17 protein-coding genes are annotated in these 16,544 nt (G+C 49.4%); 7 read left to right on the top strand and 10 right to left on the bottom strand.

All coding sequences use genetic code 11. The annotated features are described in order from the left end of the window. Nucleotides 1-21 precede the first annotated feature (21 nt). The 5 genes from MK185_01440 to lepB all read right to left on the bottom strand — a co-directional run bounded on the left by MK185_01440 (nt 22) and on the right by lepB (nt 4,918). Nucleotides 22-2,181 (bottom strand): M6 family metalloprotease domain-containing protein, encoded by a 2,160-nt coding sequence (locus MK185_01440; GenBank protein ID MCH2039284.1) that lies wholly within the window; start codon nt 2,179-2,181, stop codon nt 22-24. Nucleotides 2,182-2,314: 133 nt separating this feature from the next. Beyond that, nucleotides 2,315-3,343: an alpha/beta fold hydrolase gene (locus tag MK185_01445; protein MCH2039285.1), complete on the bottom strand. Its 1,029-nt coding sequence runs from the start codon at nt 3,341-3,343 to the stop codon at nt 2,315-2,317. A gap of 96 nt (nt 3,344-3,439) precedes the next feature. Beyond that, complete coding sequence (locus MK185_01450) at nt 3,440-3,796, bottom strand: glutaredoxin (GenBank protein ID MCH2039286.1); 357 nt, start codon at nt 3,794-3,796, stop codon at nt 3,440-3,442. A gap of 106 nt (nt 3,797-3,902) precedes the next feature. After that, complete coding sequence (locus MK185_01455; protein ID MCH2039287.1) at nt 3,903-4,055, bottom strand: hypothetical protein; 153 nt, start codon at nt 4,053-4,055, stop codon at nt 3,903-3,905. Nucleotides 4,056-4,087: 32 nt separating this feature from the next. Continuing rightward, nucleotides 4,088-4,918, bottom strand: coding sequence for a signal peptidase I (gene lepB / locus MK185_01460; protein ID MCH2039288.1), 831 nt, complete (start codon nt 4,916-4,918; stop codon nt 4,088-4,090). A 108-nt stretch (nt 4,919-5,026) separates the two neighbouring features. Here lepB and MK185_01465 point away from each other — a divergent pair, with 108 nt between their 5' ends. After that, the gene (locus tag MK185_01465) at nt 5,027-6,010 is read left to right on the top strand and encodes an alpha/beta fold hydrolase (protein ID MCH2039289.1); all 984 of its coding nucleotides are present in this window, start codon (nt 5,027-5,029) and stop codon (nt 6,008-6,010) included. On the opposite strand, the gene MK185_01470 is transcribed toward MK185_01465, so the two are convergent. The 4 genes from MK185_01470 to MK185_01485 form a co-directional block, all read right to left on the bottom strand. Beyond that, a complete protein-coding gene (locus MK185_01470; protein ID MCH2039290.1) occupies nt 5,998-7,332 on the bottom strand; it encodes a deoxyguanosinetriphosphate triphosphohydrolase in 1,335 nt (444 codons plus the stop codon). The two genes, MK185_01465 and MK185_01470, sit on opposite strands and share 13 nt — an antisense overlap. An 83-nt stretch (nt 7,333-7,415) precedes the next feature. Next, nucleotides 7,416-8,453, bottom strand: coding sequence for an aldo/keto reductase (locus MK185_01475; protein ID MCH2039291.1), 1,038 nt, complete (start codon nt 8,451-8,453; stop codon nt 7,416-7,418). Nucleotides 8,454-8,522: 69 nt separating this feature from the next. Continuing rightward, nucleotides 8,523-9,008: a PaaI family thioesterase gene (locus MK185_01480; protein MCH2039292.1), complete on the bottom strand. Its 486-nt coding sequence runs from the start codon at nt 9,006-9,008 to the stop codon at nt 8,523-8,525. Then, on the bottom strand, nt 9,005-9,490 hold the full coding sequence (locus MK185_01485; GenBank protein MCH2039293.1) for a PaaI family thioesterase: 486 nt from the start codon (nt 9,488-9,490) through the stop codon (nt 9,005-9,007). The genes MK185_01480 and MK185_01485 overlap by 4 nt, the downstream gene beginning before the upstream one ends. Before the next feature lie 186 nt (nt 9,491-9,676). On the opposite strand from MK185_01485, the gene MK185_01490 reads away from it, so the two are divergent. From MK185_01490 to MK185_01515, 6 genes are all read left to right on the top strand, one after another. Continuing rightward, complete coding sequence (locus MK185_01490; protein MCH2039294.1) at nt 9,677-10,492, top strand: thioesterase family protein; 816 nt, start codon at nt 9,677-9,679, stop codon at nt 10,490-10,492. A gap of 233 nt (nt 10,493-10,725) precedes the next feature. Next, nucleotides 10,726-11,103: a response regulator gene (locus MK185_01495; protein ID MCH2039295.1), complete on the top strand. Its 378-nt coding sequence runs from the start codon at nt 10,726-10,728 to the stop codon at nt 11,101-11,103. 1 nt (nt 11,104) lies between these two features. Continuing rightward, nucleotides 11,105-11,713, top strand: a complete 609-nt coding sequence (locus MK185_01500) for a histidine kinase (GenBank protein ID MCH2039296.1) — start codon at nt 11,105-11,107, stop codon at nt 11,711-11,713. Between the two features lie 2 nt (nt 11,714-11,715). Continuing rightward, on the top strand, nt 11,716-12,687 hold the full coding sequence (locus MK185_01505; protein ID MCH2039297.1) for a diguanylate cyclase: 972 nt from the start codon (nt 11,716-11,718) through the stop codon (nt 12,685-12,687). Between the two features lie 80 nt (nt 12,688-12,767). Next, nucleotides 12,768-13,793 (top strand): AraC family transcriptional regulator, encoded by a 1,026-nt coding sequence (locus tag MK185_01510; protein MCH2039298.1) that lies wholly within the window; start codon nt 12,768-12,770, stop codon nt 13,791-13,793. A gap of 49 nt (nt 13,794-13,842) precedes the next feature. Continuing rightward, nucleotides 13,843-15,474 carry an alpha-amylase family glycosyl hydrolase gene (locus MK185_01515; GenBank protein MCH2039299.1) on the top strand — a complete coding sequence of 544 codons (1,632 nt, stop codon included), beginning with the start codon at nt 13,843-13,845 and terminating at the stop codon, nt 15,472-15,474. A gap of 30 nt (nt 15,475-15,504) precedes the next feature. On the opposite strand, the gene MK185_01520 is transcribed toward MK185_01515, so the two are convergent. Beyond that, entirely contained in the window at nt 15,505-16,380 is an 876-nt protein-coding gene (locus MK185_01520; GenBank protein ID MCH2039300.1) for a prephenate dehydratase, read from the bottom strand. Nucleotides 16,381-16,544 lie beyond the last annotated feature (164 nt).

The following is a 16,544-nucleotide window of genomic DNA, read 5'->3' on the forward strand; positions in this document are numbered from 1 at the left end:
CTGTCAGAGAATAGGTCGCTATTATACCCGGCGACGACGCGGAACCAAGATCAATAGCAACAACGACAACATGCCAGCACCGGATGAACTTTCCCCTTCCGCTCGGGATACATCGCCACGATTCAGGAAAGGTGCAGCTGGTATGTCTCGATTCATGACCAACAAGCGGGTGGCGACATCAAATTCGGCCGCCTCAAAATTATCAGTAGCCACCTCACGTACCCAGGTCTTTTCACTTAACTGGCCCTGCAGATCTATCGCAAGTGGTTGATGGTCGGAATCAGCACGACTGGTTAATAATACGAACACACGACCGTAATTCTGGTTTTGCAGGCGCTGATTTAACATCAAACGGTTCCAGCCGGATACCACTGGAAAACCCGATTCCTTCCACAACGCGCCCTGATAACCAGAGCGCACGGGATCATCAGGAAATATTTCAACGTCAACCCGCCCCTCTCCCAACGCAAACCAATCAACACCGTCGATCCAAACCACATTGTCACTCAGAGATAATTCGATCAGCACTTGGGCAGCACCGCTGTATTTACCCCAGGCCGCATTTGGACCAACGTCGTCATACCCCAGATTATCGCCGAATACCGGATTAGTGACATTGAGGCTCACGTCCGCAACGATCCCGGTTTCCATTTCCAATAACTCAACGACATTGGGTAACTCGTTGGCAGCCGGACTTGGGCTGACAGCTGAAAATAATGTCTGATCAGACGCCGAACGGAACACATCATTAGCATCGCCACGATTGCGATTCTGATCGAGATCTGAACCACCATCAGCTTCCTCAACATTCACCAGCTGGCGACTGACATCATCATTTTGATTACCCAATGGGCCATACCCGACCCAGTCGTCGATACGCGTGACTAATACGCCCTCTCCCGGCAAACCCAGGTCGTAGTTGTCGTGACGACGATGCTCAAGCAGGATACGCTGCCCATGGCGGTACCCATCCAGATTCACTTCCAGTACATCCGGGCCATCAGTCACTGCGCGCATGGTGACATTATTCATCCCCTCCTTGACCTGGCCCAGGGAGATGAAACCTGCCTGTTCCTTACTCCAACCCAACATATGCGCCGGGCTGTTGCCAGCAGCACCAGATGCTGAATTCCAGCCACCCAGCCCCATCAATCCCCAACGACCAATTCCCATACTTTTACCACGGCGGTCATACAAGTCAGGCAAATCGAACAGCAAGTGACCAAGTTCGTGACAGATGATTCCAATCGTGGCTTGCTGGGTTTGATGACGTTCGCCAAACATCGCATATTCGCCGATATTCAGATCTTGATACTGCCCCCGATACAAACTGCTTTTGTGTGCCCAGATACGCGGGCGAGTTGTGCCGGCACCAGCAAAAGCCTGTTCATAGCCTGAAACTAAAAACACCACACCCAGTTCGTTGGGATCGAGCCAATGATCACCGTTTTTATCGTATTCCCCCAAATTCAGATCTGCTGGCAAACGCTGCAGCACTTCCCGGGCAAGGTTTTGACTGGCGCTGCCGTATGCACTGCCGAAGTCGGGGTGTTTTCCCGGGAGAGTGATCGACACAATGCCGTCATTGGCCGTTCCTACGTTCTCAGTAACGGGGCGCACATCGAAATTGCCATAGGAATTTTCAAGAAAATAATGATTAACGCTGTCTGTCTCACCAAATAAGCTGCGCGCGACTTCCGCATCCGAGTAACGGAACCCCTGATCAGCGAAGGCAACCCGAATCACCAACAAGTTCTGGCGGAAATATTCCCAGCCTCCCGGATATCGATAAGGTATTCGGGTGTCGGTTTGCTGGTTCTGAGCGGAAATGACCGATAAGGCTTGCCGGTTATGTATTTTGAAGTCAGCGGTCGAGTGCTGATGAAGGTTTGTGTTCTCAATAATATGGCTGACATCGAGCCCATCAACTACCGGTGAATCAGTTGCCACAACGACACCCTGACTATTAACGTCGGCATAAAACCAGATATCGCCGCGCTGCAGGATTTTTCTGCCACCGAGTGTTTCAAGCCAATGATTGTCGCGATTACCTGCGGGTGTAACCTGAATTTCAGAGCCATCAGACAACATCAGCATAAAAGGTTGTTGCAAAGGCAACACATTAGCCGCGGCAGCCTGAGCCAGAAAGTAAATAAGGATGTAGGCAATCGATCTGAACATGATTATGGATCAAGCAATTTCTTACTCTAACCATAGACAACCCCAGTTCCTTAAAAGGCTGAATTAACAAACCCCTACAGATAAACGTTTTATTGACAGTAGATATACAAAGTTATGCCAATTTTTTCCGTACTCAATCCTGATCAGTTACTAAAGCCTCGCACTTCCTCTCAACCACCGTATCGTTATCAATCAGTGAATCGATAAACGCCATCGCCCTTTCTTCCATCCAATAAGTTTGATCTCGACTTTTTTTAATAAACCCAACGTGACCTCCGGATTCGGGGACTTCGAGGTATAAATGCGGATGATCACAAGCGATATCATGCGGATAACAGGAGGGGGACAGAAACGGATCGTTTCTGGCATTCACCAATAATGCCGGAATATTGATGTCTTTTAAGTACCCCAGACAGCTGGATTGTGCCCAATAGTCCAGTGCGTCATCAAAACCATGCAGAGGCGCGGTGTAACGATCATCAAACTGGCGAAACGTGCGAATATTGCGGTAGTTATCGACTGACACTAAATCCGGGAACTGCTCCGCCTTTTGCGTCATTTTTACTCGTAAATCGCGCAGGAAGCGCCACATGAATATGCGGTTCTCTGGTTTGGCCAACTGGTCTGCACTGCCGCGTAAATCGCAGGGTACCGAAAAGGCACAAACCCCCTTAACCTGTTCAGCAATTGGTCGCTCACGCCCGGCGTAAATCAGGCTCAGATTCCCCCCCATCGAATAACCAACCAAAAATATCTGCTGATAACCTTTGCCAATGGCATGCTGCACAACAGCATCCAGGTCTTCAGTCGCGCCACTGTGATACATGCGTGCCAAGCGGTTAGGTTCCGGGCTGCAGTTGCGAAAATTCCAGGCCAAGGCGTCATATCCATGACGATTGGCCTGACGCAGTGTACCGAGGATATAAGGACGTCGGGAGTGCCCTTCGAGTCCATGAGATACAATAACCAGAGGTGGTAAGGCTTCACCGCTTTCTACCGTTTTTGACCAATCAAGATCCAGAAAATCACCATCGTCCAACTCAATCCGCTCCACCTGCAATTCGGGTATATCAAGCTTGCGAAACACCGTTGGATAAATACTCTGAACATAACCGTTGGTAAAACCATACGGTGCACGATAACGGGATTGGATAATTGGCATAACAGCTCTGCTGGCAGTGTGTCTGAGCAGGCATTGTAACTGCCCGAATAAGAAATTCAGCAGCGGAAAGTGCAATAACCAGAGGCACTCGGGCCATCAGAAGTGTTGGTTAAGGTACTCAAGAATTTTATCACGGCTATAGAGCCAGTTTTCATCCGGCCCATCGGCAACTCGCAAACAGGGGACACGCGGAGCACCTCCACCATGGAGTAATTCATTGCGGTAAGCGTTCACCCGCAAGACATCCTTTTCAACAACGTTGAGACCGAGTTTCTGACAGTGGCGTTTTATTTCAATGGAGGATGGGCAAGTCCGACAAAAATAAAGATGCATGCGCCGTGAAGCACGATTGAGATGATTTTGTTCTGCGACAGAACGCGCTATCGGTTTCACTGGCAAAATACGGTCGATAAAGTCCGCCGTCATACCTTTGAATTGTCGTGTCAGTCTCATCGCAAACCACTCGATCACATGAAGGCGGCATTGTAAGCAGTTGGCGACAAATATCCAGTAGTGAATCGTCCGAATTGACCGAGATTTTATTCTTACCCTGACACCCTCAGGGGTTATTCAGTAGGGTGATGGACGAAAGAACCACCAGAATGGTAACAACCATCAACCAGCGACTGCGCTGGCAGAACTTGCAGGAGGCCTTTTCTGGTTTTCTGGTCGGTTCCGAACGGCCGGCAGAGGTGCGGCGGATAGCAAACATAATTAATCTCCGAATCTGCTATCCAGTATAGATCAGTTAATCAGCTTATTACGGCTGAAGCTGGGGATGTCAGTCCAGTTTTCCCAGTGCATCCAAACAGCAACGGCTTTCCCCACAATATTTTCCTCGGGAACAAATCCCCAGCCACGGCTATCGTGACTGTTACCTCGGTTATCCCCCATCATAAAGTAGCTGCCCTCGGGCACAGACCACTCACCCTCCGGACCTGCCCAAACAACCTTCTGGTTAGTTCGGCGGTCAACACCGACAACCCACTGGACATCGGCGTCAGCAGCATCCATTTGCTCCTGCACCAGATATTTCGTGGGATTATAAGGCGGTTCACCGCCCAGTTCTTGAGTCGGTATCACGTTGCCATTAATGGTCAGCTGTTTATTGCGGTAAACAATATTATCACCCGGTAACCCAATCACTCGTTTAATAAAGTAACGAGGATCATTCGGCGGAAAAAATACCATCACATCACCACGCTCAGGTTCACCAACGGGTACCAGAGTGTTGCCAAATACCGGCATTCTTAAACCGTAGTGGAACTTGCTCACCAGAATAAAATCGCCCTTAATCAGGCCCGGTTCCATCGAACCCGAGGGTATCTGGAAGGGTTCTGCAATAAAAGATCGAAGCACAAACACGATCGCCAGTACCGGGAAGAAAGACTTGCCCTGCTCAATAATGAACGGCTCTTTAGCTGCGTCTTTAATTTCTTCGGGAGTGGCGTGGCGTTGACGAAGCTGCTCGATGCGAGCGAAGCGTTGATTGGCAAACCATACTTTATCCGCCAAAGCGATTAATCCGGTTACAGAAGTAGCCACCATGAGGATGAGCGGGAAATCGATGTCCATAATAATTCTTATAACGTGTAATAATAAAAAAGGGCATTCTAACCGCCTGTCCAACTTTACGCGAGCGGCTAAACTCTTTATTACGATTTTCAGCAGCCACATACCATAATGACTGAGATAACCACCCACAGCGGCCTGAAACTGGCTTATGAAAGCTTTGGCAAGCCAACCAACCCAGCCGTCATCCTGATTATGGGCCTTGGCGCCCAAATGAAAATCTGGCCTGATGCTCTGTGCACAGCCATCGCCGAAGCAGGCTACTTTGTCATCCGTTTCGATAATCGCGACGTTGGCCGCTCCAGCCAATTTGATCAACACGGCAATCCCAGTCTGATCAAAACATGGCTGCAACAAAAACTGCAGCAAAAACCTAAGGTTCCCTACACATTACGTGATATGAGCCGTGATGTTCTGGCATTGATGAATCAGCTTGAGTTGGATAGTGGTCACCTCGTAGGCGCCTCAATGGGTGGCATGATCGCTCAAATCCTGGCCGCAAAGCACAGGAAACGTGTGCGTAGTCTGACGTCGATTATGTCTGCCCCGCGGGCGCCAGATTTGCCAGACCCAAACCTCAAGGTGTTGCTGCAGCTGGCAAAACGACCTCCCCCACTCAACAGGGAAGCCGCCATTCGTTACACCATGCGCATGAACCGACTGATTGGTTCACCAGCCTACCCGATGGATGAGTTCGAATTAAGACAGTTGGCAGAAACCAGTTTCGAGCGCAGTGGCACACCCGGCGGCTTTAAGCGTCAGTTGGTGGCGATTACGGCTGCCGGAGATCGCAGCCGGTTGTTACAGAAAATTAAGGTGCCAGCTCTGGTCATCCACGGCTCCGACGATCCTCTGATTCCGGCTCGTTTAGGCGAGGATACCGCGGCCAATATCCGTAAAGCCAAATTAAAAATCATTCAGGGTATGGGCCATGACCTGCCTCCGGCATTGGTGCCGAAGTTAAGCCGTATATTGATTAAACACCTGCAAAAATCGGAAAAAAAATGGCAGCGTAAACTCGCCAGAAAAGAGCAAAGTCAGCCAGAATTTTGCCCGAAACAATCTAATACCAATCAACAGACTCAAACCGGTTGATAACCAGAAAATTGTTTTGCCAAGTCTGCAGCATAGTTATCTGTCATCCCTGAAATATAATCCAACGCGCGCATATAGGCCTGATACAAACTCCAGTCACTTTGCGGCGCTGATTTACCCATCAATTCCAATACCCGCTCATTGCGAAATGTCGCCTGCCCCTCGCAAATACGCTGCCGAACGGCGGTCAGAAAGGCCTCGAGTAAGATACCCAGCGTTGAATACGAACCGATTTCCACGGCAAGCTTACGGCCGTCTTTAAAAATTCTCTGGCGGGCTAAATCTTTTGCTGCATAAATCACTTGTGCAACCGGACCATCGCAATAATCAACCAGGTCGCCTTTCAGCGTACCCGACAACAAGGCAGCCTGCTGCTTCACAAATGCGTTACTAACCGCACCTACCATGGCTTCCATCACATGCCCGCGCAACATCTGTAAACGCCGCCGATCATTGTCTGCCTGGGCCAGATCGAGACTTGAGTCCTGCCACTGCTGTGCTAACAAAGGTCGTAATAAATCTTCGACTTCCCGATAACGCAGCAGCCCCATTTCAATACCATCCTCGAGATCAATCAGGCCATAACAGATATCATCAGCAGCCTCTAACAAGTACACCAAAGGATGACGACACCAGGCATTTTCGTGGATTTGTATAAGCCCTAATGTATTGGCCACTTCACGTAGAATGGGTAACTCTGTCTGGTAACAACCGAATTTTTTGCGGTCACCCCGGTCAATATAATCAACACTCCAGGGGTACTTCAGAAAAGCCCCGAGGGTGCCGTAAGTCAGACGCATACCACCCTGAAACCGGTGATATTCAACCTGTGTGACAATCCGCAAACCCTGAGCATTACCCTCAAATGTTTGCAGATCGGCTTTCTCAAGATCACTCAAACCCTCGAGGAAATGTTGATTCTGTGGATCACGGAACCAATGGCGAATCGCATCTTCTCCGGTGTGCCCATAAGGCGGATTACCAATATCATGCGCCAGGCACGCCGCCTGAACCATTGCACCAAGATCCTGTGGTGTAATCGCTTCAGGCAGTTGGCTCTGCAGTGCTTCACCAACCCGCGTACCTAATGATCGACCGACACAGGCTACTTCCAGACTGTGGGTCAGACGGCTATGGATGTGGTCATTCTCCGATAAAGGATGAACCTGTGTTTTGCGGTCCAGGCGACGAAATGCGGAAGAAAAGATAATACGGTCGTAGTCTTTGTGAAATGGCGAGCGCCCCAGTTCGACGGCCAGGGTACACTCGGGCGCACCAAACCGCATAGGCGACAATAGTTGTTGCCAATTCATCATTTCCATATTACTTCCTTATTACAAATGCTTCGCAACGCCCAGGCAATAAGCCAGCAAGCCGTTAATCGAGGTAGCCGTAAAAATACGGGTCAGAAAACCGCAGGGTACTCGCGCCGAATAGCCTCAATCCCCTCAAAAACCTCCTGCGACAAGGTCACATCAATAGCATCGATGTTAGTTTTCAGCTGCTCCATGCCGGTTGCACCAATTAACGTAGAGCTGACAAACGGCTTACTGTTAACAAAGGCAATCGCCATCTGACACGGATCAAGACCATGAGCCCTGGCCAAATTAATGTACTTTTCCGCAGCAGCATCAACAGCCCTGCCTGTTCGGTGTTCCGGCCGGGTCTCGATGGTCAGGCGAGCGCCATGCGGTTTAGCACCACCCAGGTATTTGCCACTGAGGATGCCGCGGGTTAACGGCGACCACGCCAGCAAACCACAATCTTCGGCTAACGCTATTTCTGCCAGGTCAGGTTCAAAATATCGGCACAATAACGAATATTCATTTTGAATACTGGCCATACGCGGCAACTGATTGTCTTCCGACAGACGCAGCCACTTTTGAGTACCCCAAGCCGTTTCATTGGACAAACCAACGTGTCGTATTTTTCCCTGGTCAATTAATTCTTGATAGGTACGCAGTACCTCAAGGAAATTATCCTGCTCTTTTTCCGCATCAAACTGCGGAGCAAACCCCCAGGTTTTGCCAAAATGGTAGGAACCCCGGTTAGGCCAGTGCATCTGATACAGATCGATGTAATCGGTTTGTAACCGTGTCAGACTGTCTTCCACCGCTTTGATAATATTGTCGCGGTTAATGACATCGCCATCTCGAATCCAGGCTAATCCGGGACCAGTAATTTTACTGGCGAGAATGACCTTATCGCGCTGCCCACGTTCTTTAAACCATTGGCCAATAATGGTTTCGGTTGTGCCGTAAGTTTCCGGGGACGGTGGAATTGCATACATTTCCGCCGTATCGAAAAAGTTAATGCCGCGCTCCAGCGCATAATCCATTTGCTCAAAGCCCTCGGCCTGGGTGTTTTGTTTGCCCCACGTCATGGTGCCCAAGCCGATTAAACTGATATCCAGGCCAGTACGACCCAATTTGCGGTATTCCACGTAAAACTCCTGTCACTAACAGAAGCCAGAGTTTAACAAGTATTTAATGAGGCCGCTTCAGGCAGTTGCTTATCGGTTGAGCAGGAAATGAGCACGCGCGGTGGCTATCGGACTGGATCGCTCAGTTTGCCAGGCGTTGATCGCAACATTGGCTACGCGGGTGCCCTGGCGCCAGACCTGACATTCCGCATACGTATCCTGATGTCGCCCCGCCCGTAAATAATCCAGCGAGAAGTCGATCATCTTGGGCAGCGTTGCACAATCCATATTCATAATCAGGTGCAATGAGGCAGATAGCTCCATAAAGCCACCAATCACGCCGCCATGTATCGCGGGTAGAATCGGGTTACCGATGTTGTCGTCGTTTTTTGGCAGCTGGAATAAAACGTCTTTCCCCAAACGCTGAAATTGCAAACCAATCAGGTTGGCATACGGAATACTGTCTACCAGCGGCTGAAAGTTTCCACTTTGCTGAGCCTGGTGCAGCACGTCTTCAAAGAAGCTATTACTCTCGACCACTATCGGGTCCGGAGTCACAATGGGTGAGTCAGTCATGCATCGTCTCCGAATTCAATTTTGGCACGGAATTCTGGTGGGGTCATGCTTGCCCCAATTCTCATAAAGGTCGCAGCACACTTTGCAATAAGATCGCCTCTCTCACCGCCTTCTTCCTGATACACCTCACATTCGGTAAATACCACACTGCTGGCGATACGTGTCGCTTTCGCCACCGCAACCAGATCCAATCCTGGTGTTGCCGGCTTCATGTAATCCATGCGCAAATCCAGTGTTGGGCACAATTCGAAATCCGGCAATATCGAAAAAACGGCAGTGCCACAGGCGGTATCCATAAGTGTCGTCAAACTGCCACCATGCACAGTTCCCATTACCGGGTTACCGACAATTTGCTGCGCATAAGGCAGGCGCATGGTTACGCTGTCCGGCCCGGCGCCGTCAACTGTCAGACCTAAAACCTGGCAATGACGTAACATGGCCAGGAAGCGCTTGGCTCGGGTTTCTATAGAAAGTGATGTCATAAAACTTACCTAACTGCAGAGGTCGCGGTTATACCGGATTTAATAGAATAGGCAATGATCATTTTGTCGCACACAATTGACATAAACGCCAATTCACAAGCAGTAACTTGTTCAATTATGCCAAGACATTGCAGGCCATAAGTTTACACCGTAAACTTCACATCGACATTCTAGGAAGTACAGGCAATGACACAAGCACAGAACACGATCGATTTCTATCTGAATCAGGTTGGCCAACAAGACATCGTACTTGACCCAAGCTGGGGCCAGGGAAGAACCACCTTTGGTGGGATGTCAGCCGCATTAGTGCTGAAGCTGCTAAATGATCAGGCGGCGGATGATGGCTTGTTGCGATCGTTGAATATTGCCTTCTGTGGTCCGCTGTTTACCGAGCAAGCCTGTTCTCTGCAATCTCAGGTCATTCGCCGGGGAAAGTCCATCAGTCATTTACAGGGACAGATTTTACAAGATAACAAAGTAGCCACCCTGGTGAACGCCTGTTACGGGCGCGAGCGCGAATCTGATGTGCTCGTTCATCACTCTCCGGTTAGCCTTTTGAAAGAAAAAGACGGGCAGAAACTCAATTATATAAAGGGCATCACGCCTGAATTTGTGCGTCATGTCGACTTCATCTACCACAGTGGTCAGTTTCCGTTTACCAACAGCAAAGTGAATCATATTCACGGTATGATGCGATTCTGCGATCATCCACAAGAAATTCGTGATGAACATCTGGTTGCACTCATCGATGCATGGCCACCAACGGTGTTGCAAAAACTAAAATCACCTGCACCCTGCGCCAGCGTCACCTGGAGCCTGGAGATGGTCACCCCGCTCAGTCAATTGCCTCAGCCAATCACTGGTGATGACTATTTGATTTACGAAGCCGAAATTCGTCAGGCGCATGACGGATACGCACATACCGAAGCACGGATCGCCTCTCCAGACGGCATTCTGTTAGCCCTCAGCCGTCAATTGATTGCGGTTTACGACAAGCGCTGATCAGCTGAAGGCCAACCACAGGCAATGGCAGCGGTAATGATTTGCGGGGAAATTCGCTTGTCGTTGATAGCCAGCTCTGACGCAATGCGCTCAGAATCCAATGTCACTAAAACACAAATAAAAATACCCTTTTATCAATAACTAAAGCCTTGTCTGAGTCAGGGTTTTAAGTTGCCGAATCGCCGCAGGCCAGCTATTACTTAAGAGTATTTATTGACTGGCCCAGAGATATTATGGCGACAAAGGTTCTTATTTGCGACGACTCCAGCTTCGCGCGAAAGCAGATGGCACGTGCCCTTCCACCGGAATGGGACGTTGAAGTTCATTTTGCCAGCGACGGAGTGGAAGGCGTCGAACAGATTCGCCAGGGCAACGGCGATGTAGTATTCCTCGATCTGACCATGCCGAATATGGATGGGTATGGTGTATTGGAAACCATCAAACGTGACGACCTTCCGGCTATGGTTCTGGTGGTATCCGGCGATATCCAACCTGACGCCCAGGAAAGAGTGAGAAAACTCGGAGCCATGGCTTTTATCAAAAAGCCCATCGATGCCGACAAAGCACGCACCGTGCTGGCTGAGTACGGCATTCTGACGATGGAGGCCTGATATGAGCGAGGTAACTCTGAGCGAAGATCAGCGAGATTGCTATCAAGAGCTGACTAATGTCGCCATGGGCCAGGCTGCAGACCGCTTAGCAAGATTGCTCGACGCTTATGTTGTGCTACCGATTCCGCGCGTGAATCTGATTGAGAACAGTGAGCTGCACATGGCCATTCAGGATGCGGAGAAAGACGCCGCTATTTCTGCCGTTTGCCAGGGCTTTATTGGCTCGGGAATTGCCGGTGAAGCGTTACTGTTGTTTAACGACACCAGCTTTCAGGATCTATCCTCTCTGATGAGTTATACCGGTCCACTGGATCGGCATGCTGAGCTGGAGTTGCTGATGGACGTGAGTTCGGTGTTAATCGGAGCGTGTATTCAGGGCATCGGTGAACAGCTGGAAATTCACTTTAATCAGGGTCATCCGGTTGTCCTCGGTCAGCATTGTCAGGTAGCCGACATTCTTAAGAGTGGCAATCATCAATGGAGTAAAACCCTGGCGATTGAAATCCATTACACCATTGAACACGTCAACATCGACTGTGATTTATTACTGCTGTTTACCGAAGACTCGGTACACAAGCTCAATAATGTTATCGACTTTTTGCTGGATTAATCATGAGTGATTCAAATTTTGATATCGGCGACATTCACTGGTTAATGGATATTTTGCAAAATATCGACGTTGGCCTGGTGGTGCTTGATCGCAACTATGAAATACATCTCTGGAATGGTTTTATGGAAAGCCACAGCGGTATCAGCCCACAGAATGCCAAAGGGCAAAATTTATTTGAGCTGTTCGATGAAATTCCACGGGAGTGGTTCACGCAAAAGTCAGAAGCGGTTTTCCAATTAAAAACCCGCACCTTTACTATCTGGGAACAACGGCCATATCTGTTTAAATTCAAAAACTACCGACCCATAACCGGCCGCGCCGCCACCATGTATCAGAACACCAGTATTATCCCGCTGGAATCGATTAATAAAACCGTCGATCACATCTGCATCATTATTTACGACGTAACCGACGTGGCCGTGAATCGCGAAGATGCGTTAAAAGCCGCCCAATCACTTGGGCAACTCAGCCGCGCAGACCACCTAACCGAGTTGCCTAACCGGGTCGTCTGGGAGCAGGAGGTTCAGCGCGAATACAGCCGCTGTTGCCGCAGTCAGAACCCATCGACACTGGTGGTGTTTGATATCGATAATCTTAAACAAATTAATGCGGCATATGGCCACAAAACCGGTGACGAAGTCCTGAAAATTGTCTCCGATTCGTTGCGCCAGACAATGCGTCAGACCGATATGCCCTGCCGTTTTGGTGGCGATATGTTTGCCATATTGCTGGTGGACACCAGCGAGGTTAACGCCAGCCGCTTTGCAGAGCGAATCCGTAAAGCCATTGAGGTGCTGGACATACGAACACAAGAGCAGCAACTTAGGGTCACTGCCAGTATTGGTGTTGCGGAGTTCTCCAATACCTTCGCTAACGAAACAGATTGGATTCACGCGACCAACAAAGCGTTACTGCACGGAAAGCAACTTGGGGGCGATCAGGTAACTCTTTATCATTCTAAGGCGCTGCAATAGTCGTCGCTGCACTGGTCAGCATTGCCATGATTGACATATTCGCTCAAACTGCCTGCGTGTTTTGAACTCAATCGCAGGCCATGTCCAAACATCACGCTCAAGTCCCTCACGAATTTATTGATGCTCCGTTAAGAGGTGCCGAGTCCCTCGGTATCTCACGCCAGCAGATCTGGCAAACTGCTGGCCTCGATCACCGCTTGTTGGCGCAGCAGGGATTTACCATCAGCCATGAGAGCTACGCCAGGCTGATGGGAAGCCTATGGCGCGAGTGCGACGATGAATTTATGGGGTTGGCCAAAGTGCGCTCCCACTTTGGTACCTTCAGTATGATGTGCAAAGCCATCATTAGCTGTACCTCGCTGGAACATGCGTTACAGCGCGCGCGTCAATTTTATGCCCTGTTTGACCACGCTCCGAATATCCGTCTGGAAAAAGACAAACGCTTAAGCAAGATCATTATTGAACATGACACCCGTTATGATCCGGATTTTTTTCTTGCAGAGTCATTACTGGCCATCTGGCATCGCCTCAGTAGCTGGTTGGTTGGCCAGGGAATTCCCTTGCTATCCGTCAGCTGTGCTTACCCACCGCCACGCCATCATCCGTTGTATCAGGTTTTGTTCGCTACCCCGGTTAAATTTTCTCAGAGCGAAACTTATTTGCGGATACCAACCCGTATGTTGTCATTGCCGGTGAGTCAGACCCCAGCGTCATTGCGAGCTTTCCTGGCAACATCGCCAGCCGATTTCCTGGCCCGGCCAAATCCTCACGAGAGCATGACCGGTAAGTTACGACAGCTCTTCCGTCAGTACCCACTGGAAGAGCTACCAGCGCTGAACGATACCGCCAGCCTTCTGAGTATTTCCGGTGCGACGTTACGTCGCCGCTTGAGTGAAGAGCAAACTTCGTATCAAAAATTAAAAGACGAATGCCGATTAGAAGAGGCAAGCCTGCTGCTGACCCAAGCCGACGCCAATATTCGCAACATCGCCGAACACCTGGGCTTTACCGAAGCAAGCACCTTTCATCGTGCCTTTAAAAAATGGCAAGGTCTTACACCCGGCGAATATCGGGCACAAAAATTGGCTGAAAAGAATTTGTCATAACCTGGCTTTACCCTCGGACTATCGACCATGAGCGTTCGGGAGACACATTGTGTGGTGGAAGCAAGGCGTTATATATCAGATTTATCCACGCAGTTTTCAGGACAGTTCAGACACCCCCGATGGCATCGGCGATCTGCGTGGTTTAATACATCGCCTGGACTACCTTAATGATGGAACAGAACAATCGCTGGGGATTGATGCCATTTGGCTTTCGCCTTGTTTCCCCTCTCCGATGGCCGATTTTGGTTACGATATTCAGGATTATTGCGCTATTGATCCGGTATTCGGTTCCATGGCTGACTTTGAAGAGCTACTTGTAGAAGCACATCGACGCGGTATTCGTATCATCCTCGATTTGGTGGTCAATCACAGCTCCGATCAACACCCGTGGTTTATCGAAAGCTGCAACCCAGCCTCTGAAAAAGCGGATTGGTATATATGGCAGGAAGGCACGGAGAATCGGCCTCCGAATAATTGGCTGAGTTGTTTTGGTGGCCAGGGATGGACCTATCATAAAAGCCGTAAAGCCTGGTATTACCACTCATTTTTGTCGCAACAACCGGACCTGAACTGGCGAAATCCGATGGTACAGTCCGCCATAAAACAAGTGATGAAATTCTGGCTGGATAAAGGTGTTGATGGTTTCCGCCTGGATGTTGTGAATCTTTATTTCAAAGATCAGCAACTTCAGAACAATCCAATTCATCGATTTAAAGTTGCCCGTGCCTACGATCGGCAGCGACATGAGTTTGATCGTGATCAGCCGGAAATGCATGCGTTATTGCAGCAGATGCGCCAGTGGGTTGATGACTATCCAGATCGTATGATGATCGGTGAAGTGATGCTGGCCGATGAATCCAACAGCGAGTTACCTGCCAGCTATTACGGTAATAACGACGAATTGCACCAGGCGTTCAATTTCGAATTTTTACGCTGTCCATTCAACGCAGATGCTTTCCGGGCGGTAATAGAAAAATGGTCAGCTTTACTCGGCGAGAAAAACTGGCCCAATTATACCCTCAGCAACCATGATTTTGTTCGCCATGCCAGTCGCTATCAGCAGACAAGACACACTCAGGCACGATTAAAATTACTGGCATTGCTGTTACTGACATTGCGCGGTACACCGTATCTTTATTACGGCGAAGAGATCGGGATGCCAGAGCAACCGGTCAAACGCAGGGATATTCAGGACCCGGTGGGTAAACGTTACTGGCCGATATATTCCGGCCGCGACGGTTGTCGCAAACCCATGATGTGGAGCTCCAAACGTCGGTCACGAGGTGGGTTCAGCCGCGAACGCAGCTGGCTGCCACAGACACCAATCGCAGGCATTAGTGTGGCAGAGCAGCACTCGGATCCTAACAGTTTATTAAGCTGGTACCGACAGTTGATCTGGCTACGCAAACGCACCCCGGCTTTGCATTCAGGGTCATTAACTCTGTTGAAGAGCGATAAAGATATTCTGGCTTATCAGCGGGAACTGGATAACGAGCGATTTTTAGTGGTGTTGAATTTTTCCGCGAAAACGAAACATTTCGACAAACACATACACGGCTCATACAACAGTAGCGACCTACACGTCATTATTAACTCGCACCCACCATCGCCAGACAATAAGGAAGTGCGTCAGTCACCCCCAAACTTATTGCCGTACCAGGGGCTTATCGTTAAATATTAAACGGTAACTTTTAAACATTCGTGGGAAGCATTACACGAAAGCACTACGCTTACGATATTCGTGCGCCGGATAAGCGCCCAAAATGCGCAAATCCCGAGAGAAATGCTCAAGTTCCTCAAGCGCGTGAATCATCGATGGTTGGTCTGGATGACCCAATACATCCAGATGAAAATGACTGGCTTCCATCGTGCCACCATCCATATAGCTCTCAAGTTTGATCATGTTAATACCATTAGTGGCAAACCCACCCAACGCTTTATACAAGGCCGCTGGTATGTTGCGTACCGCAAACAGCATGCTGGTAATATAGGTGGTATCCGGCTGGTAATCCTTATGCTCCGGTTCTCGACTGAAAACCAGAAAACGTGTGGTATTACCCATCACATCCTGAAAATTATCATGCAGAATTTCAAGACCATATAACTCCGCTGCCAACTCAGAAGCAATGGCGCCACGCTTCAGATTACGGGTCTGACTCAGCTTCTCAGCTTCCATTGCTGTATCCATCATGGCGACCGGCTTCATCCCGAGATTGATAATACGCTGATGACATTGCGCGAGTGCCTGGGGGTGAGATGCAACTTCCTCAATATCCGTCAGCTTGACACCCGGTACTGCCAACAAACAGTGGTTTACCGGCTCGAAATGCTCTCCAATCACATGCAGCTGTGTTCGTGGAATCAGCCTGTAAATCTCTTCAACACGTCCTGCGGTGGAATTTTCCAATGGAATCATAGCGCGATCAGCGAAACCATTGGCAACCAGATCCAGTGCCGACAGAAAGTCTTCACAAGCCACTGCTTCCCAATCAGAAAACACCTTGCGACAGGATAAGTGCGAGTAGGCACCTGCGGTTCCCTGATAAGCAACACGATGCGTTGTGGATGAAAAAGCCTGCTGAGTCATGCTGTTTTCCCTTCGCGCCCTAAAAACGGGCATTTTTACCGACTGACATTGATGACACTTCTTTCTAAGCTCTTTTTTGGTGCGCGTGTAAACCGAAACAAACTCAGAAATAAGTACTCAAAAAAGAGGATTGTACGTTATTCCTTAACGATTACCTTGTACTA

It is taken from the genome of Saccharospirillaceae bacterium (assembly GCA_022448365.1).
GTDB lineage: Bacteria > Pseudomonadota > Gammaproteobacteria > Pseudomonadales > Oceanobacteraceae > Bacterioplanoides.

Bases quoted from the DNA above. Each gene is read 5' to 3' on its own strand.
- MK185_01520 (MCH2039300.1), bottom strand. From the start codon at position 16,380: ATGACTCAGCAGGCTTTTTCATCCACAACGCATCGTGTTGCTTATCAG.
- MK185_01490 (MCH2039294.1), top strand. From the start codon at position 9,677: ATGACACAAGCACAGAACACGATCGATTTCTATCTGAATCAGGTTGGC.
- MK185_01495 (MCH2039295.1), top strand. From the start codon at position 10,726: ATGGCGACAAAGGTTCTTATTTGCGACGACTCCAGCTTCGCGCGAAAG.
- MK185_01440 (MCH2039284.1), bottom strand. From the start codon at position 2,181: ATGTTCAGATCGATTGCCTACATCCTTATTTACTTTCTGGCTCAGGCT.
- MK185_01465 (MCH2039289.1), top strand. From the start codon at position 5,027: ATGACTGAGATAACCACCCACAGCGGCCTGAAACTGGCTTATGAAAGC.
- MK185_01450 (MCH2039286.1), bottom strand. From the start codon at position 3,796: ATGAGACTGACACGACAATTCAAAGGTATGACGGCGGACTTTATCGAC.
- MK185_01445 (MCH2039285.1), bottom strand. From the start codon at position 3,343: ATGCCAATTATCCAATCCCGTTATCGTGCACCGTATGGTTTTACCAAC.
- MK185_01480 (MCH2039292.1), bottom strand. From the start codon at position 9,008: ATGACTGACTCACCCATTGTGACTCCGGACCCGATAGTGGTCGAGAGT.
- MK185_01505 (MCH2039297.1), top strand. From the start codon at position 11,716: ATGAGTGATTCAAATTTTGATATCGGCGACATTCACTGGTTAATGGAT.
- lepB (MCH2039288.1), bottom strand. From the start codon at position 4,918: ATGGACATCGATTTCCCGCTCATCCTCATGGTGGCTACTTCTGTAACC.
- MK185_01470 (MCH2039290.1), bottom strand. From the start codon at position 7,332: ATGGAAATGATGAATTGGCAACAACTATTGTCGCCTATGCGGTTTGGT.
- MK185_01510 (MCH2039298.1), top strand. From the start codon at position 12,768: ATGTCCAAACATCACGCTCAAGTCCCTCACGAATTTATTGATGCTCCG.
- MK185_01455 (MCH2039287.1), bottom strand. From the start codon at position 4,055: ATGTTTGCTATCCGCCGCACCTCTGCCGGCCGTTCGGAACCGACCAGA.
- MK185_01500 (MCH2039296.1), top strand. From the start codon at position 11,105: ATGAGCGAGGTAACTCTGAGCGAAGATCAGCGAGATTGCTATCAAGAG.
- MK185_01485 (MCH2039293.1), bottom strand. From the start codon at position 9,490: ATGACATCACTTTCTATAGAAACCCGAGCCAAGCGCTTCCTGGCCATG.